The following is a 23,566-nucleotide window of genomic DNA, read 5'->3' as shown; positions in this document are numbered from 1 at the left end:
GATGGGGGATTCCATCATCGGGTCAGGTCTTTCGACCTCACCCGAATGTCTGTGGGTCGTCCCGCGGTGACACCGCGTGGAACGATCAGAATACTCACGAGCGCGAATGCTCCTTCAAGCGCCAGCGCAAGCAGGATAACAAGAATCGACCCGCCGAGCATCTCACCGTAGTCCCGGGTTTTCAACCCGGCGAACAGGAACCGGCCGAGGCCGAAATCGGCAACGTAGGCGGCAAGGGTGGCCGTTGCGACGATCTGCAGGGTGGCCGAGCGCAGGCCGCCGATCAGCAGCGGAAGCCCGAGGGGCATTTCGACCAGGCGCACGATTTGGCCCTCCGACATGCCGACCGCGCGGGCAGCATCGACCGTCGTGCGGTCAATGGCCTGAAACCCCGTGTACGCGCCGGCGAGAATCGGCGGAATCGCCAGGACGGTCAGGGCAACGTATGGGGCGTTCAACCCGATTCCCACCCACAAGGCCACGATCGTCAGCAGACCCAGGGTGGGGATGGCGCGGAGGGCGCCAGCCCCGGCGACCGCCAGACCGCGTCCGCGGCCGGTGTGACCAATCAGAAAGCCGATGGGAATAGCGATGACCGACGCAAACAGCAGCGTGACGGCGGTGAAACCGAGGTGCTGCAGAACGCGGATGCCGATGGCACCGTCCCCCGCGTAGTTGGCCGGTTCGACCAGCCAGTGCAGGGCCTCAATGAAGAAGTTCATACTGCCACCCGCTGGAGCACGGCGACGCGCCGGGCACCGGCGGCGTGTGGTCGGGTCCACGGCATGATCATCCGGCCGAGAAGAACCAGTATGCCGTCGAGGAGCAGCGCCAACGCCACCGTGGCTACAATTCCGGCAACGATCTCGGCCTGGATGCCCCGTTGGAACCCATCGGTGAACAAACTTCCGAGACTTTGCGCACCGATGACAGCTCCCACGGTAGCGAGGCTGACCGTACTCACCGCGACCACGCGGAGCCCGGCCAGCAGCACCGGGCCGGCTAGGGGAAGCTCTACCTGCCAAAACTGACTCCGCGCCGAGAATCCGACGGCCGTGGCAGATTGCCGCACTTCGCGGTCCACCGACTCCAGGCCATCGGCCACCACCCGCGCCAGCAGAGCCACTCCGTAGAGGGTGAGCGCAATGATGAGATTGAGCGGGGATCGCACGCTGGTTCCGACGATGAAGGGCAAAAGGATGAAGAGCGGCAGCGACGGAACCGCATAAAACAGTCCGACGACCGTGAGGATGATGCCACGACTCACCCGGTAGCGGTGGGCGAGCCAGCCCAGCGGCACCGCGATCAGAAAACTTAGGATGATCGGAGGCACGCTCAAAAGCAGGTGATCGAGCGTGCGATCCCAGATGAAGTCGAGGTTCGACCAGACCCAGGTCACCGCGCCTCGACACCCTGCGCCGAAGCACCCGGACCCGAAACAGGACCGGCCTTTGCCTGAGCGGCTTTTGCCTGGGCGGCTGGTGCGTCGACGAGAACCCCGGCCAGACGCCCGTCCCCATCGACGAGCACATCGCCCTGCCCGTGGTTTTCAAAATGCAGCGAACGCTTTCCACGCTCGGCCCCAATAAAGCTCGACACGAACTCGTCGGCCGGATTGGCCAAAATCTCCGCTGGGGTGCCGACCTGCGCGATCTTGCCGCCGGTGCGCAGGATCACCACCTGATCGCCGAGCAGAAAAGCTTCGTCAATATCGTGCGTGACGAAAACGACCGTCTTGTCGAGTTCACGCTGCAGTCGTAGCAACTCCTGCTGTAGCTCGGCACGCACGATGGGATCGACGGCTCCGAACGGTTCGTCCATCAGCAAAATGTTGGGATCTACGGCGAGACCACGGGCAACGCCCACGCGCTGTTGCTGTCCACCGGAGAGCTGGCTGGGGTATTTGTCGGCGAGCGACCGGTCCAGACCAACGGTATCGAGCAGGCGCAGCGCGTCTGCCCTGGCCTTTTTTCGGTTCAGTCCACGCAGCATCGGTACCGTTGCGACGTTATCGATGACCTTGCGGTGGGGTAGGAGCCCGGAATTCTGCATGACGTAACCGATGCTGCGCCGTAGCTTGACCGGTTCAAGCGTGCCGATATCGGCCCCGTCGATCTCGACCGTTCCGCTCGTGGGATCCACCATGCGGTTGATCATGCGCAGCAGGGTGGTCTTGCCGGACCCGGACGTGCCGACCAGTACAGTAGTCCTGCGCGAGGGCAAGACGAGGCTGAAATTGTCAACGGCAACGGTACCGTCGGGGAAACGCTTGGTCACCGAACGAAATTCGATCATGGTGGCTCGTTCCTCACATCGGGTCGATTCAGTACAAACCAGATGTTAACCAAACCACCATTTCACACGATAGGCAAAATGAAGGACCGTAAACCATTCACCTCTCGGCGAACGCGCAGGACTCGCGGGGCCGACGTTCTAGGACGCAGTGGCGAGAACGTTGAGCGCCTGCGGGCTGTAGAACCCGTCCAGGTAGTTCCGCAGCACCAGACGGCACTCATCGATGAACCGGTCGTCGCCGAGCGGCTCGCTGTGGAATGCACGGGCCAATAACGCGTCTGCCATTTCAACGGCGACCTCAAGGCGAAAGATGAGCTCCGGACCGGCGGGCAGCTCGAACTCGTTCACGAGGACATCGGCCAGGCGACGGGCGAAGAAATCAACGTCAGCCACGACATCCGCTGCCGGCACACCGTCTCGGTCGTCGAAGTTGACAATACGAAAGCCGGGCTCTGAACGGTACAGACCAACGAAGGCCGTGACGACACAGTCGACAGCGTCCCACCAAGTAGTGAGGGTGCCGGCACCGAGTTCGTCGACGACGCGCTGCCGAAAACGTGCGACGGCACGCTCGTGGAGGGCGTGCAGAACGGCCACCCGGTCGGGGTAGTAGCGGTAGACCGTTCCGATCGACGCACCGGCACGCTCAGCGATCATCGCAGTCGTGATGCGGTCGAAACCGACCTCGTCCACGACCGCAGCTGCGGCATCGAGTAAACCGGACAACCGTGCTGCACTGCGCTGCTGAATCGGTTCGGTGCGCACCTGCTGTAGTGCGGTACCGGCGTCTTCACCTAATAGGCCACCAAGCGACATTTATCCCCCTTGAAGATAAATCATCATCATACGGGGTAAAACCCCATTTATACAGCTCTGATCGGGGGATGCACAGCAAGCATGGCAGAATAAGGGAGTGCCAGAGTCCCGAGACAACACGCCGAACGCGACCAGTCCCGTGCGAATCATGCACCGCGCCGCCCGGATCGAGGACTGGCTGCACGATCGGCGCGAACACTCCGCCCGTCGCCGCGGCTACCGGCCGACCGTTATTCCATATTCCGGCTATGGCTCTACCGATTGGGTGCGCATTCTCTGCCGGGTGCTCCTGGCCAAGCCGGACAAGCCCGAAAAAAGGCAAAAGCGTCCGAGAGCGGATGGCCGCGATGCCGGTATTCGAGGCTGGCGAAGCTTCACGAGCGTTCCGGTCAACGACGTAACGGTCACGATCGAGATTGACGGCCAGACCCATCATGTGCAGGCCGACCGGGGCGGGGTCGTCGACACTGTGGTGCCCGTATCGTTACCCCCGGGCTGGCACGTCGCCCGACTGCACACCGAATTCTCCGACGTTCAGCATGCCCCTATCTTCGTCGTTGCCCCGACGGTGGGCTACGGTGTCGTTTCCGATGTCGACGACACTGTCATGGTCACAACCCTCCCCCGCCCCCTGCTGGCAGCCTGGAACACGTTTGTGCTCGACGAGCATGCCCGGGTACCGACGCCGGGCATGGCGGTCTTTCTGGAACGGCTCGCGTCGTTCACCCCGGGTGCTCCGGTCATCTATCTCTCGACCGGAGCCTGGAACGTGGCGCCGACGCTGTCCCGTTTTCTCTCCCGCAACCTGTACCCGGCCGGGGCGTTGCTCCTGACGGACTGGGGTCCAACCCACGACCGCTGGTTTCGCAGTGGCAGTGCGCACAAACGGGACAACCTGCGGCGACTTGCCGAGCAGTTTCCACACATCCGCTGGATTCTGATCGGTGACGATGGCCAGCACGACGAAGCCATCTACAGCGACTTTCAGCGCGACTACCCCAGCAGCGTCGCCGCTGTCGCCATTCGCCAGCTCTCCCCCAGCGAAGCCGTACTCGCCGGTGGCCGGTCCCGCGATGCCGTCTTGATCGAGGGCGGCCCGGAGGTCCCCTGGGTCTATGGTCCGGACGGCTCGAGCCTGTCGAGCCAGCTCGCCGAACACGGCCTGCTCTAGCCCGCATTCAAGATATTTTCACGCCGCACGGGATTTCTGGCCACGCCGGAACTTTCGCGTACGGGCGCAGCCCCCGCGCAATGAGCTCTCCCTCAACGGATGCGCGCCGCTCCCACTTCCGCAACCCCGTGCGCACGTCTTGTGCACCGGAAACGGGCCAGGAGCCCAGCTGCCGGTTCGATCGGCGGTCGCTTCAGCGAGCGGCGAGGAGGCGGTCGAGGCCGCGGTTTATCTGGAGGGCCCAGAGCGGACCGCGGTAGAGAAACGCCGTGTAGCCCTGCACGAGGGTTGCTCCGGCAGCCAGGCGTTCAGCGACCTGGGCGGCCGTATCGACGCCGCCGACCGAGATGACGCAGAAATCGTCGGGCACGACAGCGCGAATCTGGTGCAGGACGGCGAGGGAACGGGCACCGAGCGGGGCACCGGACAGGCCACCAGCCCCGGCAGCGGCGATGGTCACGGCGTCTGTTTTCAGGCCGGTGCGGGAGATCGTGGTATTGGTGGCGATGATTCCGTCGAGCCCGAGGGAAACAGCGAGAGTGGCGATGCGGGCGACCTCGGCATCCGCTAGGTCGGGGGCGATTTTCACGAGCAGCGGGGTAGCGCCGGCAGCCTGTTTGACCGCGGTCAGCAGCGGCGCGAGCTGGTCAAGTTCCTGCAGGCCGCGCAGGCCCGGGGTATTGGGCGAGCTGACGTTGACGACGAGATAGTCGGCGAGGACGGCGAGGGTTTTGGCGCTCTGCAGGTAGTCGACCGTCGCGTTCTCGACGGCGGTGACACGGCTCTTGCCGATGTTGATGCCGAGCACGGGGCGCCCGCGTACGGCACGTACGCGGGCAAGTCGATCGACGGCGGCCGCGGCACCGTGGTTGTTGAAGCCCATGCGGTTGATGACGGCGCGATCGGCCACCAGCCGAAAGAGTCGCGGGGTCGGGTTGCCGGGCTGGCTGAGCGCGGTGAGGGTGCCGACCTCGACGTGGCCGAAGCCGAGCTGGCCGAGTCCGATGACGGCCTCGCCGTCTTTATCGAATCCGGCGGCGACGCCGAACGGTGAGTCGAAGTGCAGGCCGAGGGTGTTGACGGCGAGGTCGGTGCGCGGCCGGGTGAAGAGGTGAACGAGGCGACCAATTCCGAGGCTCGGAAGGAAGCGGATGACGGTGAACGCGAGGTGGTGGGCGCGCTCGGGGTCCATCCTGGTGAGCACGAATTTGAAGAACAGTGGATACATCGCGCCTTGAACCCTACGCCTACGGTTTAGTAGAACTGGTAGACGTGGACTCCGCCGCGGTGGCGATGGCGCCGGCAGCATCCGCTTGTTGCGCGCGTTTGCTCGCCTGAACGGCTTTATGCTCGGTGCGCAGCTGCGCTATGGCGCTCTCGAAGTCGTCGAGCGAATCGAAGCCCTGGTACACGCTCGCGAAGCGCAGGTACGCGACCTCGTCAAGGTCGCGAAGCGGCGGGAGGATCGCCAGGCCGATGTCGTTGGCCTCGATCTGTGCCGCCCCGGTCTGCCGAATCGTCTCTTCAACCTTCTGGGCCAGCATCGCCAGGTCGGAGTCGGTAACCGGTCTGCCCTGGCAGGCCTTGCGCACGCCGGTGACGATCTTCTCGCGGCTGAACGGCTCGACCACGCCGCTGCGCTTGATGATGTTCAGGCTCGCTGTTTCGGTGGTACTGAAGCGGCGACCGCATTCGGGACACTGACGGCGGCGGCGAATCGAGAGGCCGTCGTCGCTCGTACGCGAGTCGATGACTCGGGAATCGGGGTGGCGACAGAACGGGCAAAACATTGTGCTACCAGTCTACCGGTCCCTACCACCCCCGCTGCTCCACAAGAGCGGGGGAGGTAACCATTCACCCGCTCTCCTGCAACGGGTCTACCTGGGAGTGAACCGCGCGGTTACGGCGTCGCCGTGTGCGGGGAGCGCCTCGGCGTTGGAGAGCGCTGCAATGTGACCGGCAACGGCCTCAAGCGCCCGGCGATCGTACCGTACGACCTGCTGGGGCCGCAGGAACGTGTAGGCGCCGAGTGCAGAGGAGAACCGGGCCGCTCCCCCAGTGGGCAGCACGTGATTGGAGCCGGCGACGTAGTCGCCGAGGCTTACCGGCGAATACGGGCCGAGAAAGATGGCCCCAGCGTTTTCAATCGCGGCCAGCACGGCATCGGGGTCGCTGGTCTGAATTTCGAGGTGTTCCGGCCCGAAGGCGTTGCTGAACGCGGCGGCAACCTGCAGGCTGTCGACGAGCACGATCGCCGACTGGCGGCCGCCGAGCGCCGCGGTCACCCGTTCGCTGTGGGCAGTGGATGCTGCCAGCACGCTCAGGCGCGCCGCCACGGCTTCGGCGAGTTCAAACGAGTCGGTCACGAGCACCGCTGCGGCGAGCTCGTCATGCTCGGCCTGGCTGACCAGGTCGGCGGCGACGAGCAGCGGGTCGGCGGCGGCGTCCGCTATCACGAGAATATCGGTGGGACCGGCTTCGGAATCGATTCCGGCCTGGCCGCGAATGAGGCGTTTGGCTGCGGCAACGTAGACGTTGCCGGGACCGGTGACGATCTGCACCGGGTCGAGGCCGATGCCTTCGACGCCGTAGGCGAGGGCTCCGATCGCACCCGCGCCGCCCATGGCGTAGATCTCATCGACGCCGAGCAGTCCGGCGACGGCGAGGATGGTCGGGTGCACGCGTCCGTCGAAGTGGCTTTGCGGCGGCGAAGCGAGCGCAATCGAGCGCACGCCGGAGACCTGCGCGGGTACGACGTTCATCACGACGCTGGACGGATAGACCGCCTTGCCGCCGGGAACGTAGAGGCCGACCCGGTTCACCGGCTGCCAGCGTTGCGTGACGGTGGCGCCGGCCTCGATCGTGGTAGTCACGTACGGCGGAACCTGGGCGGCGCTGGCCAGGCGAACGCGACGAATAGTTTCGGTGATGGCTGTGCGCACGGCCGGGTCAAGCCCGGCGATGGCGTCGGCAATGTGGCTGGCCGGAACGCGCACCTGCTCGGGGCGCACCCGGTCGAGGCGTTCGGCCTGGTCCAGCAGGGCGGCCTCGCCACGCGCGCGCACGTCGGCAATAAGCTCGGCGGCGATATCGGCCGCGACGGCGACACTGGTCAGCGCACGGGGTACGGACGCCAAGAGGTCGGCAGCGGTCGGTTCTGTGCCGCGAAGGTCAATAGTCTGAATCATCGTGACCCAGCCTATCCGTGAACGCTGCGCGTCGACCGGCGCCGCCGCTCGGACTACCGAACACGCATCAACACGCCGTGCGCGGGAATAGGCTAAAGGTGAAACAGATTGTTGGTTGAGTATGCAAAGCAACGTTGAACCCCAAGTCATAAGTGAAGCCGCAACAACTGTGTTCCCGACCGCTCTGCTCCCGTCTGCCGGCCCGCCGCTTGCAGCCGATCTGAATGCTCCCGATGACCTCGCGGCGTTCAAGCACGCGTTTCGCCGTCATGCCGCCGGCGTCGCCGCGATCACGACCCTCGCGCCCGACGGTAGCCCGGTCGGCTTCACCGCCACCTCTCTCGCCTCACTCTCTGCCGTTCCGCCACTGGCGACCTTCAACATGGCTCGATCTGCGAGCTCCTGGGCCGCCATCGCCGTCGCCGACCGCGTGGTCATCCACATGCTCGGTGCCCAGAACCGGACCATCGCCGAGAAGCTGGCGGGCCCGCACGCCAAACGCTTCGACGGTGACCACTGGGAGCCGGGGCCGTATGGGCTTCCAGTCTTGATCGGAGTGACCAGCTGGATGATCGGCCGGGTTGTCGAACGAGTGTCGGTGCACAATAACGCCGTGGTGGTGGTTCAGATCGAGGGCGGCGGCATGGGCGCCGACGATGAGGCCCTGCTCTACCACGAGCGTACCTATCGGGTTCCGGGCGCTGCCGTCTAGAGCTGCCGTTGCTCCCTGCGGGCCGCGGCAGCGCCCGCCGGCGCGAGGTGCCACCGTGACCCCTCGGCAGGCGTTCAAAGGGTCGAAGATAGCACGTCGCGAACGATCGGGCGCCCGAGGTCCGGTCCTGGTTGAGCCGCGTAGTTACTTCTGGGCGGCTTGCTTTGCGGCGGCTTTGCGACGACGACGTTCGGCTTCGACCACGGCGGCCTCGGTCGGGGTCGGCGCGGTTCCGCCGAGGTGCGCAGGCTGCCACCACTGGCCCGAGCCCGGCACCGCATACTCCGACTGCACCGCGTCGACCAGGGACTGCATGGCCGCGTGCAGGCGCAGGGTGGCGACCGCAGCGTCACCGTCCTGGCCAGCAGCATCCGTTTGAAACGGCTGGCCAAATCGGATGCTGACCGGCAAGCCGACCCGTTCGCGCAGTGTCGAGCGGTGGTTCTTGGTCATCAGGCGATGCCCACCCCACACGGCCACCGGGATGATCGGCACGTTCGCAGCCTGGGCCATTCGCACAGCACCGGTCTTCAGCTCCCGCACGGTAAACGACGCGTTGACGCCGCCCTCGGGAAACACGCCAAGCAGTTCGCCCTCACACAGCGCGGTCACGGCCTGCGCGTAAGCCTCGCCGCCGCTCTCCATATCGACGGAGATATGCTTCATGCCGCGCAGCAGCCGCCCGACGAGCGGCTGGTCGAAGGCGCCCTTCTTGACCATGAAGCGGATGTGCCGGCGATTGTGCAGCCAGGTGACCCATTCGACCAGGGCGAAGTCGAGATAGCCGAAGTGAGTGATTGCGAGCACTGCGCCGCCGGTGGACGGCAGCTGTTCCAGCTCGGTCGTCGTCCGGCGTACCCGGAGCAGGCCGAACAGGGCGCGTCCGGCGCCAATCGCGGTCGCGTAAATTGGCTCTCGCTTGTGCATGCATTCAGCCTAAACGGACATCCTGTCAGTCATCTGCAGCCCGTCCAAGCGCAGCGAACCGGGTCGGCGCAGGATGCCGGAGGGTCAGGTCAGGCAGTTCGGCCCGAGGATGCTCTTGAGCTCGCCGAACAGGTCAGCGCTCACCTTCACCCGATGCGGCAGTTCGAACACTCGCGCCACATCACTCTTGACCAGTTTGAGTCGCACCTCGGCGTCGCCGGCGTGGCGCTTGAGAATTTCACCGAGCGCGCTCACCGTGTCGGTTGTCGCTCGCGCCTCCCCCACCGTGATCGAGACCATGCTCTGGTCTGACCCCTGCCCCAGCTCGGGCTGGAACACACTGAAGGCGTGCAGGTTCATGCCGTCGTCGCGCAGGCTCACCCGGCCACGCACCACGACGACCGAGTCGCTGATCAGCTCGGGTGCGAACTCCAGATAGGCCTTGCCCATGAACATCGCGGTGATCTCGCCGCCGAAGTCCTCGACCTGGATCATGCCGTACTGGTTGCCAGACTTCTTCGCAATGCGATGCTGCACGCTCGTGATCAGTCCGGCCACGGTCACGGTGTCGCCGTCTTCGGTCGACTCCGACGCGATCAGGTCGGCGATCGTGGTGCTCGCGTGTTTGGCGAGCGGTATCTCCAATCCGGCAAGCGGATGGTCCGATACGTACAGCCCGAGCATGTCACGTTCGTAGGCGAGTTTCTCTTTCTTGCTCCACTCCGGCCGGTCGGGCACCTGTTCCGTGTCCTGCGGCTCGTCGAACAGGCTGTCGAAGTCGAACCCGATATTGCCGTTGCTCTCTTCGCGCTTGATCTTGACGGCCGACTCGACGGCTGACTCGTGAATCTCGACCATGCCCCGGCGGGTCGCGCCGAGCGAATCGAACGCCCCGGCCTTGACCAGCGATTCAACGGTGCGCTTGTTGGCCACCGGCAGCGGAACCTTGCGTAGAAAATCGTGGAACGATTCGAAGCGCCCCTTCTCCTCGCGCGCGCCGCGAATGGCCTCCACCACGTTGAAACCGACGTTACGCACAGCGCCCAGACCAAAACGGATGTCCGTACCCACCGCCGCAAAGAATCCGATTGACTCGTTCACGTCGGGCGCCAGCACCTGGATGCCCATGCGGCGGCACTCGTTGAGGTACAGCGCGAGCTTGTCCCGGGAGTCGCCGACGCTCGTCAGCAGGGCCGCCATATACTCGGCCGGGTAGACGGCCTTGAGGTAAGCGGTCCAGTAGGAAAGCACCCCATAGGCAGCCGAGTGCGCCTTATTGAAGGCGTAGTCGGAAAACGGCAGCAGAATATTCCAGACCGTGGTGACGGCATCCATTGAATAGCCGCGGTCCTGCATGCCCTTCGAGAAGCCTTCAAACTGCTTGTCCAGTTCGGACTTCTTCTTCTTACCCATGGCGCGGCGCAACAGGTCGGCCTCACCGAGAGAGAAGCCGGCGAGCACCTGAGCGATCGACATGACCTGCTCCTGATAAACGATCAGACCGTAGGTATTGCCGATGACATCCCTCAGGGCCTCCTCGAGCTCCGCATGGATCGGGATGATCTCCTGCTGCCCGGTCTTGCGCAGCGCATAATTGGTGTGCGAGTTCGCGCCCATGGGGCCCGGTCGGTACAGGGCGATGACGGCCGAGATGTCTTCGAAGTTGTCGGGCTTCATCAGCCGCAGCAGGGCACGCATCGGCCCTCCGTCGAGCTGGAATACGCCCAGGGTGTCGCCGCGGGCGAGCAGTTCATAGGCGGCCGGGTCTTCGAGGCCGAGATCCTCGAGTACGGGCCGGTGTCCACGGTTCACCGCGATGTTGTCGAGGGTATCGTCGATGATGGTGAGGTTGCGCAGCCCCAAAAAGTCCATCTTGATCAGCCCGAGGGCTTCGGAGGCGGGGTAATCGAATTGCGTGACGACCTGACCATCCGCTTCACGCTTCATGATCGGAATAATGTCGATCAAGGGGTCACTCGACATGATCACGCCGGCGGCATGCACACCCCACTGACGCTTGAGGTTCTCGAGGCCGAGCGCCGTGTCGAAGACGGTGCGGGCCTCGGGGTCACTCTCGATCACGGCGCGAAAGTCGGCTGCTTCGCGGTAGCGCGGGTGGTCCTTGTCGAACATGCCGGTGAGCGGCACATCCTTGCCCATGATGGCCGGCGGCATGGCCTTGGTGAGCTTGTCGCCCATTCCGAACGGAAAGCCGAGCACGCGGGAAGCGTCTTTCAGCGCCTGCTTGGCCTTGATCGTGCCGTAGGTGACGATCTGTGCGACGCGTTCCTCGCCGTATTTCTCGGTGACGTACTTGATGACCTCACCGCGGCGACGCTCGTCGAAGTCGACGTCGAAGTCGGGCATGGAGACGCGGTCGGGGTTTAGGAACCGCTCGAAGATGAGGCCGTGCACGAGCGGGTCGAGGTCGGTGATGCCCATCGCGTAGGCGACCATCGAGCCGGCGCCCGAGCCACGCCCTGGACCGACGCGGATGCCCTGCTGCTTGGACCACATGATGAAGTCGGCGACGACGAGAAAGTAGCCGGGGAACCCCATCTGCACGATGATGCCAATTTCGTAATCGGCGCGCTTGCGCACGTTGTCCGGGATGCCCTTCGGGTAGCGTTTGGCCAGCCCGATTTCGTTCTCCTTGATGAACCAGCTTTCCTCGTTCTCACCCTCGGGGCAGGGAAAGCGAGGCATGTAGTTGGCTTTGGTGTTGAACTCCACCTCGCAGCGTTCGGCGATGAGCAGGGTGTTGTCGCAGGATTCCGGGTGGTCCCGAAACAGGTGTCGCATCTGCGCCGCGGTCTTGAGATAGAACTCGTTGGAGTCGAACTTGAACCGGTTGGGATCGTCGAGCGTCGACGCCGACTGCACGCAGAGCAGCGCCGCGTGGGCGGTGGCATCGTGCGCGTGGGTGTAGTGCAGGTCGTTCGTGGCCAGCAGCGGAAGGTCGAGCTCTTTAGCGAGCTTGAGCAGGTCGGTCATGGTGCGGCGCTCGATGTCGATGCCGTGGTCCATGATCTCGCAGAAGAAATTCTCCTTGCCGAAAATGTCCTGAAAGTCCCCGGCAGCTTTCTTGGCTTCTTCGTACTGACCAAGGCGCAGGCGGGTCTGCACCTCGCCACCAACGCAGCCGGTGGTGCCGATCAGTCCCTGGGAAAACTGGCTGAGCAGCTCGCGGTCCATGCGCGGTTTGAAATAATAGCCCTCGAGACTCGCCTTCGAAGAGAGCCGAAACAGGTTGTGCATGCCCGCGGTGCTCTCCGAGAGCAGTGTCATGTGGGTGTACGAGCCGGCGCCACCGACATCGTCGCGGTTCTGCCCGCTGGTTCCCCAGCGCACCCGGGTCTTGTCCCGGCGATCGGTGCCGGGTGTGATGTACGCCTCCGTGCCGATGATGGGCTTGATGCCGGCGTCGGTGGCGCTCTTCCAGAAGTCGAATGCACCGAACACGTTGCCGTGGTCGGTGATCGCGACCGCCGGCATCCCCTCGTCGACGGCGGCCTTGATCAGGGGTTTCACCCGGGCGGCTCCGTCGAGCATGGAATATTCGCTGTGCACGTGCAGGTGCACGAACGAGTCGGTCGCGCTTGCCGGGTTACTCACGATTGCTCCGAGCATTTGGTGGAACGGTGGATCGGTTGGGGTGCCTGGCTTGGTTCTGGGCCAGCGGATGCCCGGCTAATCTCCGCGCAGCACACCGAGCGCGTGCGTGAGGTCGGCCGGATAGTCGGCGTTGTAGGTAACCCACTCGTGACTGTCCGGGTGGGTGAAAGCTAGCTGCGTGGCGTGCAGCCACTGCCGTTTCAGACCGAGCCGGGCGGTGATCGATGGATCGGCGCCGTACATGGCGTCGCCGACACACGGATGCCGCTGCGCTGTCATGTGCACCCGAATCTGGTGCGTGCGGCCGGTCTCCAGGTGTACCTCCAGCAGGGAACCGTAAGGGAAGGCTTCGAGGGTCTCGTAGTGGGTGATCGAGGGCTTGCCGTCGGCCATCACCGCGAACTTCCAATCCGACCGCGGATGGCGACCGATCGGGGCGTCGATCGTGCCGGTCAGCGGGTCGGGGTGCCCCTGTACGACGGTGTGGTAAATCTTCTGCACCTCGCGGTCATGGAAGGCTTTCTTGAGCGCCGTGTAGGCCGTCTCCGACTTGGCAACGACCATGAGGCCGCTGGTGCCGACGTCGAGGCGGTGCACGATGCCGGCGCGTTCGGCCGCACCGGAGGTGGCGATGCGAAAGCCCGCCGCCGCGAGGGCTCCCGGAACAGTCGGACCGGTCCAGCCGACGCTCGCGTGTGCGGCCACCCCGGCCGGCTTGTTGATGACGACGATGCTCTCGTCGTCATGCACGATTGTCAGGTCTGGTACGGCGATGGGGATGATACGCAGTGGCTGTTTGGGCTGCCAGGTGACTTCGATCCAGGCTCCGGCTCGCAGTCGGTCTGACTTGCCAACGACGGTGCCGTCGAGCACGACGCCACCGGCTTCGGAGACCTCGGCGGCGAAGCTGCGCGAGAATCCGAACAGCTTGGCCAGACCGGCGTCAACGCGCACGCCTTCCAGACCGTCGGGAAGGGGCAGGGAACGACTCTCCGAGGCACCGGTCATGGGCGGGGCTCGGTGGTTGGAGCCTCGGCCGGTGTCGGAGCGGGTGCAGCTAGGGTCGGTGCGATGGTGGGTGTGTCTGGAGTCACAGCATCCGTTTGTTTCAGGGTTGAAGCGGGGGTCTTGCTTTCGGCCACGACCTTGTTGCCATCGAGGCCGATGCCTCGGATGGTCAGGATCATGAACATTGCCATGCTCGTCACGATGGCCATGTCGGCGACGTTATAGATCGCCGGCAGCATCCAGGGCGTTGAAATGAAGTCGATGACGTGGCCGAACCCAAAACCGGGCTCACGCAGCAGTCGATCGGTTAGGTTGCCGAGTACACCGCCGAGCAGTAGGCCGAAGACGAGCCCCCAGGCGAGTGAGCGGATACGCCGGGCGAACCAGATGATGAACACCACGACGGCCGCAGCGATGATCGAGAAGATCCAGGTGGACCCGCTCGCGAGGGAAAACGCGGCCCCCGGGTTCCGAACGAAGTGCAGTTGCAGCACATCGTTCAGAACCCGGATGACGGAGCCCTCCGTCATCGACGCGACGACGAAGTACTTACTGATTTGATCGAGCGCGTAAACGCCGAGCGCGACGAGGGCTAGAACGATAAGCGCTCGCGAACGCTTCTTCGTTCGTGCCCTAGGCTCCAAAGCCCTGGAAGCTGGGCTTCGAGTTGGAGTCGGCCGACGGGGAGTCGACCGAACTCGCGTCGAGGTCGTGCAGCTGACCCTCGATGTAGCTCTTGAGCTTGAGGCGGTACTCACGCTCGAACGTACGCAGGCCGTCGATCTTGCCCTCGAGCGCTGTGCGCTCCAGATCGAGCTTCTGCAGCTGAACGCGCTGCTGCGTCTCGGCTTCGGCGATGACGCGAGCTGCGGTGGCGTGGCCTTCAGCGATCAGGGCATCGCGCTTCTCGGCGCCTTCCTTGACGTGCTCCTCATGCAGGCGGCGAGCCAGCTGCAGCAGGTTGGTCGTGCCGGCCGTCTCGTCGATCGGCGTCGGTACGATCGATGCGGCCGCGGCCGCGGCCACAGGGGCTACGACGACGGCCGGTTCGGCAACCACCGCGGCAACCGGAGCGGACTCGGCTGCGGTGGTGACGCTCTCGCCAGCCTGGCCGCGCAGTTCTTCGTTTTCCTTAGTCAGGCGACGCAGTTCGACGACGACCTCATCGAGGAAGTCATCGACCTCATCCTGATCGTATCCCTCGCGGAACTTGGTCGACTGGAACCTTTTGTTGACTACATCTTCCGGAGTTAGCGCCATGGCTTTTCACCCTCAAAACTAATATTTATTGCGAACATTTGACTTACCCAAGCAATTGTTTGCTTCGAGCATATGAATGACTTGAGCATTTGAATGACTTGCGCCGATGACCGACCCGAGCTGCCGACGAGCGAGTACGGGCTCGCGACGAACCATCATCGGACAAGGATACATGCCTCGGTGGGGCTATTACAGTAAGCCCGACAGCGACATGCCCACGATGCAGCACAGCATCGTCAGTGTGAAACCGAAATCCAACGCGATAGGACCAATCCGAAGCGGCGGTACCAGTTTTCTGAAGAATCGCACCGGCGGGTCGGTCAGCGTGTAGACGAGCTCTACCAACACGAGTAGGAAGCCCTGCGGCCGCCAGGATCGGTTCACGCCGCGCACGAGATCAACGATGAAACGACCCCACAGAACGAGGAAGTACATAAAGAACAGGAAGTAGAAGAGATTCCCGAGAATCGGTATACCAGTCACACTCAAGTCTAGCCTTGCGCGAAGAAGGAGCTGTCCTCAGCGCCCTCTTCGGTGGTGCTGTCGCCGGAGACGATGACGTGGGACGGCGACAGCAAGAAGACCTTCGCGGTGACCCGTTCGATTTTGCCGTACAGTCCCTGCGACAGGCCGCTCGCAAAGTCGATGAGGCGGCGAGCGTCGCCGTCACTCATCTGCGACAGGTTGATGATAACCGGGATGCCGTCACGGAAGGATTCGGCGATGACCTGGGCATCCTTGTAGGCACGCGGGTGAACGGTAAGAATTTCATTCATTTCGGACGCAGCCACATTCTGGGGGGTCGCAGTCTTGCGCAGGGGGGTGACCGGTGCGCGACCGGCAGTGTTCTGGGCTGCGCTGGAGTGCGCGGCGGTACCGTGGGGCGTGCTGTCGTGCCCACGGGCCGGCACTGCGCTCACGTGGTTCGTGTTGGCAGCACCCTGGGCACCTGCGGGCGCCTGGTACTCCAGCTCTTCGTCTGCCAGACCTAGGTAGACCATGGTTTTCTTGAGCGGGTTGGACATGTCGACCTCCGTGTTGGTTTGCTTCTTCGAGATTAACTGAACGCCGGACGATTACCGGTGATTGCGGTGCCAATTCTTAGGTGTGTCGCCCCTTCGAGTACGGCAGCGGCGTAGTCCTGGCTCATGCCCATCGACAATGCCGTGGCCGCGGGGGCCTGGCTGCGAATCTGCTCACCAAGGTTGCGCACGCGCGCAAAGGCACGGCGTGGTTCTTCCCCGCCTTCTCCAGCGCTGAGCGGCGCGACAGCCATGAGCCCGAGCAGGTGCACGCCGGGCGCGGCGAGGACCGTGTCGACCAAAGCCGGCAGGTTCGCGGGATCCACGCCTCCTCGAGCTGCATCGTCTGTCAAGTTGACCTGGATGAAGCAGTCGATGGTCGATTCCGCCGAGGCGAGTGCGGCCACGAGAGAGTCCCGATCAACCGAGTGGATGACGTCGGCGTAGGCGCGCACCTGGCGCGCCTTCTTGCCCTGCACCTGTCCAACAAAATGCCAGGTCAGGTCGAGCTTGGCGAGCTCAGCAGCCTTGGACTGCGCCTCCTGGTGCCGGTTCTCCCCCACATCGCGCACCCCGAGGGCATACAAGGCTTCGATCATCGACAGGGGATGGAACTTGGTGACGACGATAGTCGTGATCTCGGCCGGATCGCGACCGGCCTCGCGAGCGGCGTCGGCCACACCGACGCTCACGGTTTCGAGACGGGTGGCCAGATCGGGCGCTGTCGCGCCTGGAGTTGCCATGCTCATGCTGCTCGGTTCGTTTCAATTCAGGCGGTTAAGGCACGATTTCCGGGGCCGACTGAGTCGGCCCCAGGATGGATCTCGACCTACTTGAGAAAGTCGGGGATGTCCAGGTCGTCGGCCTCTTCTTCGAAGGCCGGGTCGGCCACGGTGACGCCGCTCGCGGAGTCGGTACCACTCCAGACGGAGGCTGCCAGCTCGCCGTCGCTGTAGCTGCCCGAATCGGTGGGCGGCGCGCCAGCTGATCCAGCGGATGCCGTTCCGGTCCCGGCCGCAATGCCGGCCGCGACAAGGTCGGCCCGCCGCACCTCGACAGCCTTCGCGCCGGGCTCGCCCCCGTCAAAGCCGGCGGCGATGACGGTGACCCGTACCTCGTCGCCGAGGGTGTCGTCGATGACGGCACCGAAGATAATGTTCGCTTCGGGGTGCACTGCCTCCTGCACGAGGCGGGCCGCGTCATTGATCTCGAAGATTCCGAGGTTGGAGCCACCCTGGATCGACAGGAGCACGCCGTGGGCGCCATCGATGGAGGCCTCGAGCAACGGCGAGGCCACGGCCAGTTCGGCCGCCTTGATGGCGCGGTCGGCGCCTCGAGCAGAGCCGATACCCATGAGGGCCGAACCGGCGCCCTGCATGACCGATTTGACGTCGGCGAAGTCGAGGTTGATCAGGCCGGGGGTGGTGATCAGGTCGGTGATGCCCTGTACGCCGGCCAGGAGCACCTGGTCGGCGGTCGCGAAAGCCTCGAGCATGCTGATGCCGCGGTCGCTGATCTCCAGCAAACGGTCGTTGGGCACGACGATGAGGGTGTCGACCTCGTTTTTGAGCGAAGCCACGCCGGTCTCGGCCTGAGCCTGGCGGCGCTTGCCCTCGAAGCCGAACGGCTTGGTGACGACACCGATGGTGAGGGCACCGATCGACTTGGCGATGCGGGCGACGACGGGAGCGCCACCGGTTCCGGTGCCACCACCCTCGCCGGCGGTGACGAACACCATGTCTGCCCCGGCCAGGGCTTCTTCGATCTCCTCGGCGTGATCCTCGGCGGCGCGACGGCCCACCTCGGGGTCAGCGCCAGCACCGAGGCCGCGGGTGAGGTCACGACCGACGTCAAGCTTGACGTCGGCGTCGCTCATAAGCAAAGCCTGGGCATCCGTATTGATGGCGATGAACTCGACACCGCGGAGGCCCAGTTCGATCATGCGGTTAACGGCGTTGACACCACCACCGCCGATGCCGACAACCTTGATGACGGCTAGATAATTTTGATTGTTTGACACGTCCGGCCTCCGGGTGGAACCCTAAACCTCTAGTCGAAGTTTAAAGTTATGCTGAGTATGCAATTCCTGATTACGAAAGTATGCGGGCGACGCGCGCGAATGGGGAGGCACGCCCGCGTGTCGCGAAGTACACACAAAATCCGCTACCGTGACCTTGCTCGGGGCTCATAACCCGATGCTCGCGCTCCTGAATCGCGCCCGCGCGCCAAAAAGCTACTCGCGCACCCGGCAGGCCACGCGCGCGCAGCATCCGCTGGCGCGAGGTGAGAGGTTGTCGACGCCGGAAACTAGCGCAGCACGGCGCTGTCGGGCGAGGAAACGTCGTACTCATTGACCGTGCCAGCCGGGTGCCCGATAAGCAGAGCGGCGAGCACGACGGCCTTGTACTCCGACTTCTCCGGGTTGCCCCAGACCACCCGTTCGCCGCCGAGCAGGCTGAGCGTGACGTCATCCGTGGTCACGGCGGTGACGGAATCCAATTGCGTGCGGATACTTTCGGGCAACACGGCGAGTACTGCGGCCGCGGCGGTGAATCCGGCGCTGTCGACGCCATCGGGTACCTCGATGAGCGGGTAGCCGACGGCACGTTCCGGTGTCGTTTCCACAACGACGCCAGCAGCATCTACGAGGTCGAAGCCGGTCGCCCCGGTGAGGACGCCCACCGGAACCCGTTCAATGACCCGCACCACGAGCGTGTTGGGCGGGCGACTCTCGGTGACGTAACTCTGGATGAGCTTGAACTGGGAGAGTTCGGTCTTGACCTCGTCGGCGTCGAGGAGCGGCAACGGGGTGCCGAGCTGGCCGACAAGCGCAGTGGCGACGGCGCCTGCAGGAATGCGGCTGGTGCCGACGACCTCAATCGTGCGCAGCGCCATGAGCGGCGAGTAAGCGGCGCCGATGATCAGGCCGAACGCGAGCGCAACGCTGCCGCCCCCGACGATCCAAGCAATACGACGGCGCCGAGTACGCCCGGTGAACCGACGCACCTCCGCACGTTCGAAGCGTTTGCGGGCGCGTTGAGCTGCTCGCAGGACCGACCGTGCTGCGCGCGCCCCAGCGTGTCCGCCGCGTGCCAGCCCTGCTGGCGCGGCCGTTGTCGACATCCGAGGGGTTACGAACGTCGCCCAGGTTGCCGCGACCGTCGTTAACCGACGGGTCGTTAGAGCGGCCGGGCCTGCCGGGGCGGCGCGCTCGCCCCCGCCTACCGGAGTCGGTGAATCGGATGCCCCGGCCCCGGGGATAACAATCGGCTCCGTCGTCGTGTCGGAACCATCGAAAGGCCTCGCGGACGATATCGAGGGCCCATTCGACCCACTCTTCCCGCCGATGCCACGCCGGAGGAACATCTTCGGTGTCGTCACCGAACTCGCGGCGGCGCCAGTCGGGCCGTCAGGTTTTTGGTTCGACCCCACAGCCGGCCGGGTGCGCGAGGGTTTCGGCGCCGAAGCTGCCTGGGCAGGCGGCTTAGAGCTCGACGGTTTCGGTGCTGGAGTCGGCTGAGCATTCGGCTGAGCATTCGGCTGAGCCCGAGATGGCTTCCCCGCCGGGGTCGAAGTCGCCCTGGCTGGGCGATCGAAGCCGGCCGGCCGCCTCACCGCCACCTCATGCGCGTGCCTGTTCGAGCGCGGCGAGCAGCTGGGGAACAATACGGTTGACGTCGCCACAGCCGAGAGTGACCACGAAGTCGCCCTCGCGGGCGATACTGGCGAGGTAATCGGCGGCATCCTGCCAGTCCGGCACATAGGCGACGCGCGACGGGTCGCGGAACCGCTCCGACACGATCGCGCCGGTCACTCCGGGCTCCGGGTCTTCGCGGGCGCCGTACACCGCGAGCACAATCGTCTGGTCGGCAAAGTTCTCGAGCGTCTCGGCGAATTCCTGAGCGAACAGGCGGGTGCGACTGTACAGGTGCGGTTGGTGCACCGCGATGATGCGGCCCTCCCCCACGACGGTGCGGGCGGCCGCGAGGGCCGCGGCGACCTCGGTCGGGTGGTGGGCGTAATCGTCGTAGACGCTAACGCCGCCGACGGTGCCGTGCAGTTCGAACCGGCGTTGGGTACCGCCAAAGCCGGCGATCGCGTCGAGGCTTGCCGCGGGATCGAAGCCGAGCCCCACCAGCACGGCGAAGGCGCCGGCCGCGTTGATGGCGTTGTGCTTGCCGGGAATGCGCAGGGTGGTGCTGTAATCCTGGCCCTGCCAGGCGACGCTGAAGCTCACCGGACCGGTCGTGGTGATGGAGTGCACGCGAACGGTGGAATCGGGGTGCTCGCCGAACGTGATCACGCGCGCGGCGGCATCCGCTTCGGTCAGGCCGGCGGTGACCGTTGCGGTGACCCGCACGGCGCCGACATCGTCGGAAGAGATGACGACGAGCTCGCCGGCCTTGCTGCTGAACTGGACGAACGCGGCCTCGAACGCTTCAAGCGAGCCGTAATGGTCGAGGTGGTCGGGGTCGACGTTTGTGACCAGCGCCACCGCTGTGTGGTACAGCAAGAACGAGCCGTCCGATTCGTCGGCTTCGACCACGAACAGGTCGTCGGTTCCGCTTGCAGAACTCACCCCGAGCGATTCGATCACGCCACCGTTGACGAAGCTCGGGTCCTGGCCGAGGCCGAGCAGCCCGGTGACGATCATTCCGGTGGACGTAGTCTTGCCGTGGGCGCCCGCGACGGCAACGAGGCGGCGCTCACGAATGAGCCAGGCCAGTGCCTGCGCGCGGTGCAGCACCGGAAGGCCGCGCTCATTGGCGAGTACGTACTCCGGGTTGTCCTGCCAGAGCGCGCCGGTGACGACGAGGGTGTCGGCCGCGCCGACATTCGCCGCATCGTGCCCGATGAATACGCTGGCACCGAGTTGACGCAGCGCCTGCACGTTGGGCGAATCCTTGGCGTCGGAGCCGGTAACCGTGTAGCCCTGATTCAGGAATAGGCGTGCGATTCCGCTCATTCCGGAGCCTCCAATGCCCACGAAGTGCACCACGCCGAGGTTCTCGGGAATGATCAGGGTGAGGTCTGGTTGGATCACGGTGGTGTGCTCTTCTCGATCGAAGCAAATAAAACAATTCGTGCGGGCACTAGGTTACGCGTGCCGACCGACGTTCAAGTCGTGAGTGCCCCGTGCACGAGGTCGAGCATGCGTGCCGTGCCGTCCAACACGCCGACGGATGCCGCCCCACGCCCCATCAAATGCAGCCGCGCCCGGTCACCCAACAGGGTCACCAACTCGCCAAGAACCCAGGCCGGCACGAAGTCCTTGTCATTGATCAGCACGCCGCCGCCGGCGGCCAGCACCGGCGCGGCATTGAAGCGCTGCTCGCCGTTGCCGACCGGATACGGCACGTACACGGCCGGAATGCCGAGCGCACACAGTTCGCTGACCGTCGCTGCACCCGCCCGGGTCACGGCGAAATCGGCTACGGCGAGGGCCAGGTCCATCCGATCGCAATAGGCAACCAGGTGATACTGCGGCACGCCGGGGTCGACGATCTCAGCCTTGGACCCGGTGATGTGTAGCACCTGCCAGCCGGCGGCCACGAGGGCGGAGGCTGACTCGACCATGGTCTCGTTGAGCCGGCGCGCGCCGAGCGATCCCCCGGTGACCAGCAGCACAGGACGCTCGGGCTCGAGCGAGAAGAACGCGAGGGCCTCGGCGCGGACGGCCAAACGGTCGAGCTCTTCGATTTCGGGCCGGAGCGGCATCCCGACGAAGCGGGCGTGCCGAAGCGGGGTGCCGGCGAAAGCCACCCCGACATGCCGGGTCAGGCGGGCGCCGAGTTTGTTGGCCAGGCCTGGTCTGGCGTTGGCCTCGTGAATGACGATCGGCACACCCGCGCGCCGGGCCGCGAGATAGGCCGGCGTCGAAACATACCCGCCGAAGCCAACGACCACGTCGACCTTTCGAGAGCGAATGACCGCGGCCACGCCGCGCACGGCCGCGCTAAAGCGCGGCAGAAAGGCGAGGACCGTCCAGTTCGGCCGACGCGGAAACGGCACCCGGGGAACGACGATGAGTTCGTAGCCGCGGGCCGGCACCAGACGTGCCTCGAGACCTTCAGCGGTGCCGAGAACCAGCACCGTGGCATCCGCTTCACTCGCGCGAATTCGGTCGGCGACGGCGAGCAGGGGGTTGACGTGGCCAGCGGTGCCGCCGCCCGCCAGAAGGTACGTGGTCATGCTCGGTCAGCCTCAACAAGATTGGTGTCGTGCAGATCATTCGGACTGAAGGCGCCCTCCGCGTCGCTCGATCGGTCGCCGCGGGCGAAAGAGAGCACGATGCCGATCGCGACGAGGGTGGTGAGCAGGGCGGTGCCTCCGGCCGAGATCAGCGGCAGCGGCACGCCCAGAACGGGGAACACACCGAGCACGACGCCGATGTTGACGAAGGCCTGTCCGATGATCCAGACCATGGCGGCGGCGGTGGAGACCTTGGCCTGCACGGTCGTGGCTGCGCGCATGATGCGCAAAAAGGCGAAGGCCAGCAAAATGAACATGCCGAGCACGACTATGCAGCCGATCAGGCCGAGTTCTTCGCCGATTATGGCGAAGATGTAGTCGTTGTCGGCGGCCGGCAGCCACGACCATTTTGCCGCGGAGTTGCCGAGGCCGACGCCGAAGATTCCTCCGTTGGCGAGGGCCCAGGTGCCGTGCAGCGGCTGCCAGCAACTCGACGAGATCTCCCCGACCAGTTCCGTACAGCCCTCGTGCAGAAAACTCGTGATGCGAGTCAGCCGATTGGGGCTCACAATGGCCAGCACGACCGCTGCGCCGACGCCGACCAGCAGCGGCACAATGAGCAGGCGCAGTTTAACGCCGGCGAAGAACAGTGCGCCGAACAGAATGCCGGCCATGATCATCGTTGTTCCGAGGTCACCGCCGAGCATGACGAGAAGCGCGGCGCCACCGCCAACCCCGAAGACCGGAATGAACACGTGCTTCCAGTCGTGCAACTGGTGCTGTTTTTTCGAAAGGATCACACCGAGCCAGATAACCAGGGCCACCTTGATGCCCTCGGAGGGCTGAAACTGAATACCAAAAATGTTGAGCCAGTTGGTGTTGCCGCCGGTGCCGACGCCGAGGCCGGTGGCGACGACCAGAAACTGAAAGAAGCAGGTGATCAGCATCGCCGGCCAGGCCATGCGACGCCAGAAGGCGAGCGGCAGCCTGCTCACGACGAGCATGAGTGGAATGCCGATCAGCGCAAACATACCCTGACGCAAAATTCCGCCGAAGAAGCCCATATCGGCCAGAAAGGAATCGACCGACGACGACGAGAGCACCATGACGAGGCCGAAAACCACCAGGAACAGGGTGGTGCCGAGCAGCAGAAAGTAGTTGCCGCCCTCGGCCTTGAACACCCGACCGAGGTTGATTCGAACGGATGGTCCGCCCGGCCCTTCCGTCGCCGGCTGCTCGGGAATCCCCGACCTGCGCTCGGTCTTGCGCGCGCCGGGTGTGGGGCGAAAGGCGCGCGCATTCTCCGTGCTGCCCGGGTTCTGCGCTGCCAGCTCGGATGCGGGCTTACGGGGCACCTGTA

23 protein-coding genes are annotated in these 23,566 nt (G+C 64.8%); 3 read left to right on the top strand and 20 right to left on the bottom strand.

Features of this window, described 5'->3' with window-relative positions; translation table 11 throughout:
* Nucleotides 1–14: 14 nt before the first annotated feature.
* The 4 genes from CXY73_RS19545 to CXY73_RS19530 form a co-directional block, all read right to left on the bottom strand.
* Complete coding sequence (locus tag CXY73_RS19545; protein ID WP_104139191.1) at nucleotides 15–722, bottom strand: ABC transporter permease; 708 nt, start codon at nucleotides 720–722, stop codon at nucleotides 15–17.
* Nucleotides 719–1,399 carry an ABC transporter permease gene (locus CXY73_RS19540; protein ID WP_104178660.1) on the bottom strand — a complete coding sequence of 227 codons (681 nt, stop codon included), beginning with the start codon at nucleotides 1,397–1,399 and terminating at the stop codon, nucleotides 719–721. The genes CXY73_RS19545 and CXY73_RS19540 overlap by 4 nt, the downstream gene beginning before the upstream one ends.
* Entirely contained in the window at nucleotides 1,396–2,295 is a 900-nt protein-coding gene (locus tag CXY73_RS19535; protein ID WP_104139184.1) for an ABC transporter ATP-binding protein, read from the bottom strand. The genes CXY73_RS19540 and CXY73_RS19535 overlap by 4 nt, the downstream gene beginning before the upstream one ends.
* 138 nt (nucleotides 2,296–2,433) lie before the next feature.
* The gene (locus CXY73_RS19530) at nucleotides 2,434–3,111 is read right to left on the bottom strand and encodes a TetR/AcrR family transcriptional regulator (protein ID WP_104139181.1); all 678 of its coding nucleotides are present in this window, start codon (nucleotides 3,109–3,111) and stop codon (nucleotides 2,434–2,436) included.
* Nucleotides 3,112–3,259: 148 nt separating this feature from the next.
* Between CXY73_RS19530 and CXY73_RS19525 the strand changes: the two genes are divergently transcribed.
* Nucleotides 3,260–4,282 carry an App1 family protein gene (locus CXY73_RS19525; protein WP_104178696.1) on the top strand — a complete coding sequence of 341 codons (1,023 nt, stop codon included), beginning with the start codon at nucleotides 3,260–3,262 and terminating at the stop codon, nucleotides 4,280–4,282.
* A 193-nt stretch (nucleotides 4,283–4,475) separates the two neighbouring features.
* Here CXY73_RS19525 and CXY73_RS19520 read toward each other — a convergent pair whose 3' ends face one another.
* From CXY73_RS19520 to hisD, 3 genes are all read right to left on the bottom strand, one after another.
* Nucleotides 4,476–5,510, bottom strand: coding sequence for a quinone-dependent dihydroorotate dehydrogenase (locus CXY73_RS19520; RefSeq protein WP_104178659.1), 1,035 nt, complete (start codon nucleotides 5,508–5,510; stop codon nucleotides 4,476–4,478).
* Between the two features lie 19 nt (nucleotides 5,511–5,529).
* Nucleotides 5,530–6,072: a transcriptional regulator NrdR gene (gene nrdR, locus CXY73_RS19515; protein ID WP_104139175.1), complete on the bottom strand. Its 543-nt coding sequence runs from the start codon at nucleotides 6,070–6,072 to the stop codon at nucleotides 5,530–5,532.
* Nucleotides 6,073–6,159: 87 nt separating this feature from the next.
* On the bottom strand, nucleotides 6,160–7,470 hold the full coding sequence (hisD, locus tag CXY73_RS19510) for a histidinol dehydrogenase (RefSeq protein ID WP_104139172.1): 1,311 nt from the start codon (nucleotides 7,468–7,470) through the stop codon (nucleotides 6,160–6,162).
* Between the two features lie 220 nt (nucleotides 7,471–7,690).
* On the opposite strand from hisD, the gene CXY73_RS19505 reads away from it, so the two are divergent.
* Nucleotides 7,691–8,182, top strand: coding sequence for a flavin reductase family protein (locus CXY73_RS19505; protein WP_233198492.1), 492 nt, complete (start codon nucleotides 7,691–7,693; stop codon nucleotides 8,180–8,182).
* 144 nt (nucleotides 8,183–8,326) lie between these two features.
* Here CXY73_RS19505 and CXY73_RS19500 read toward each other — a convergent pair whose 3' ends face one another.
* The 10 genes from CXY73_RS19500 to CXY73_RS22145 all read right to left on the bottom strand — a co-directional run bounded on the left by CXY73_RS19500 (nucleotide 8,327) and on the right by CXY73_RS22145 (nucleotide 19,137).
* Nucleotides 8,327–9,109, bottom strand: a complete 783-nt coding sequence (locus tag CXY73_RS19500; protein ID WP_104178658.1) for a 1-acyl-sn-glycerol-3-phosphate acyltransferase — start codon at nucleotides 9,107–9,109, stop codon at nucleotides 8,327–8,329.
* A gap of 84 nt (nucleotides 9,110–9,193) precedes the next feature.
* The gene (gene dnaE, locus CXY73_RS19495) at nucleotides 9,194–12,661 is read right to left on the bottom strand and encodes a DNA polymerase III subunit alpha (protein ID WP_233198491.1); all 3,468 of its coding nucleotides are present in this window, start codon (nucleotides 12,659–12,661) and stop codon (nucleotides 9,194–9,196) included.
* Between the two features lie 138 nt (nucleotides 12,662–12,799).
* Nucleotides 12,800–13,732: an RluA family pseudouridine synthase gene (locus CXY73_RS19490; RefSeq protein WP_104139160.1), complete on the bottom strand. Its 933-nt coding sequence runs from the start codon at nucleotides 13,730–13,732 to the stop codon at nucleotides 12,800–12,802.
* Nucleotides 13,729–14,376, bottom strand: coding sequence for a signal peptidase II (lspA, locus tag CXY73_RS19485; RefSeq protein ID WP_104178657.1), 648 nt, complete (start codon nucleotides 14,374–14,376; stop codon nucleotides 13,729–13,731). Before lspA ends, CXY73_RS19490 begins: the two co-directional genes overlap by 4 nt.
* Nucleotides 14,366–14,992: a DivIVA domain-containing protein gene (locus tag CXY73_RS19480; protein WP_104178656.1), complete on the bottom strand. Its 627-nt coding sequence runs from the start codon at nucleotides 14,990–14,992 to the stop codon at nucleotides 14,366–14,368. The genes lspA and CXY73_RS19480 overlap by 11 nt, the downstream gene beginning before the upstream one ends.
* A gap of 189 nt (nucleotides 14,993–15,181) precedes the next feature.
* Nucleotides 15,182–15,475, bottom strand: coding sequence for a YggT family protein (locus tag CXY73_RS19475; protein WP_233198482.1), 294 nt, complete (start codon nucleotides 15,473–15,475; stop codon nucleotides 15,182–15,184).
* A gap of 8 nt (nucleotides 15,476–15,483) precedes the next feature.
* Complete coding sequence (locus CXY73_RS19470; protein ID WP_104139151.1) at nucleotides 15,484–16,017, bottom strand: cell division protein SepF; 534 nt, start codon at nucleotides 16,015–16,017, stop codon at nucleotides 15,484–15,486.
* Between the two features lie 32 nt (nucleotides 16,018–16,049).
* Entirely contained in the window at nucleotides 16,050–16,757 is a 708-nt protein-coding gene (locus CXY73_RS19465; protein ID WP_369831264.1) for a YggS family pyridoxal phosphate-dependent enzyme, read from the bottom strand.
* 86 nt (nucleotides 16,758–16,843) lie between these two features.
* Nucleotides 16,844–18,034, bottom strand: coding sequence for a cell division protein FtsZ (gene ftsZ, locus CXY73_RS19460; protein ID WP_104139145.1), 1,191 nt, complete (start codon nucleotides 18,032–18,034; stop codon nucleotides 16,844–16,846).
* Between the two features lie 287 nt (nucleotides 18,035–18,321).
* A complete protein-coding gene (locus CXY73_RS22145; RefSeq protein ID WP_158253162.1) occupies nucleotides 18,322–19,137 on the bottom strand; it encodes an FtsQ-type POTRA domain-containing protein in 816 nt (271 codons plus the stop codon).
* A 157-nt stretch (nucleotides 19,138–19,294) separates the two neighbouring features.
* On the opposite strand from CXY73_RS22145, the gene CXY73_RS22140 reads away from it, so the two are divergent.
* The gene (locus tag CXY73_RS22140; protein WP_158254169.1) at nucleotides 19,295–19,534 is read left to right on the top strand and encodes a hypothetical protein; all 240 of its coding nucleotides are present in this window, start codon (nucleotides 19,295–19,297) and stop codon (nucleotides 19,532–19,534) included.
* Between the two features lie 102 nt (nucleotides 19,535–19,636).
* Here CXY73_RS22140 and murC read toward each other — a convergent pair whose 3' ends face one another.
* The 3 genes from murC to ftsW all read right to left on the bottom strand — a co-directional run bounded on the left by murC (nucleotide 19,637) and on the right by ftsW (nucleotide 23,561).
* Nucleotides 19,637–21,058: a UDP-N-acetylmuramate--L-alanine ligase gene (gene murC, locus CXY73_RS19450; RefSeq protein ID WP_104178654.1), complete on the bottom strand. Its 1,422-nt coding sequence runs from the start codon at nucleotides 21,056–21,058 to the stop codon at nucleotides 19,637–19,639.
* Nucleotides 21,059–21,132: 74 nt separating this feature from the next.
* Entirely contained in the window at nucleotides 21,133–22,206 is a 1,074-nt protein-coding gene (locus CXY73_RS19445; protein WP_104139136.1) for a glycosyltransferase, read from the bottom strand.
* Nucleotides 22,203–23,561 (bottom strand): putative lipid II flippase FtsW, encoded by a 1,359-nt coding sequence (gene ftsW, locus CXY73_RS19440; protein ID WP_233198481.1) that lies wholly within the window; start codon nucleotides 23,559–23,561, stop codon nucleotides 22,203–22,205. Before ftsW ends, CXY73_RS19445 begins: the two co-directional genes overlap by 4 nt.
* Between the last annotated feature and the right edge of the window lie 5 nt (nucleotides 23,562–23,566).

This window comes from Cryobacterium sp. Y50, from assembly GCF_002929805.1.
In the GTDB taxonomy this organism is placed as follows: domain Bacteria; phylum Actinomycetota; class Actinomycetes; order Actinomycetales; family Microbacteriaceae; genus Cryobacterium.
This window is presented reverse-complemented; position numbering and strand designations above follow the sequence as displayed.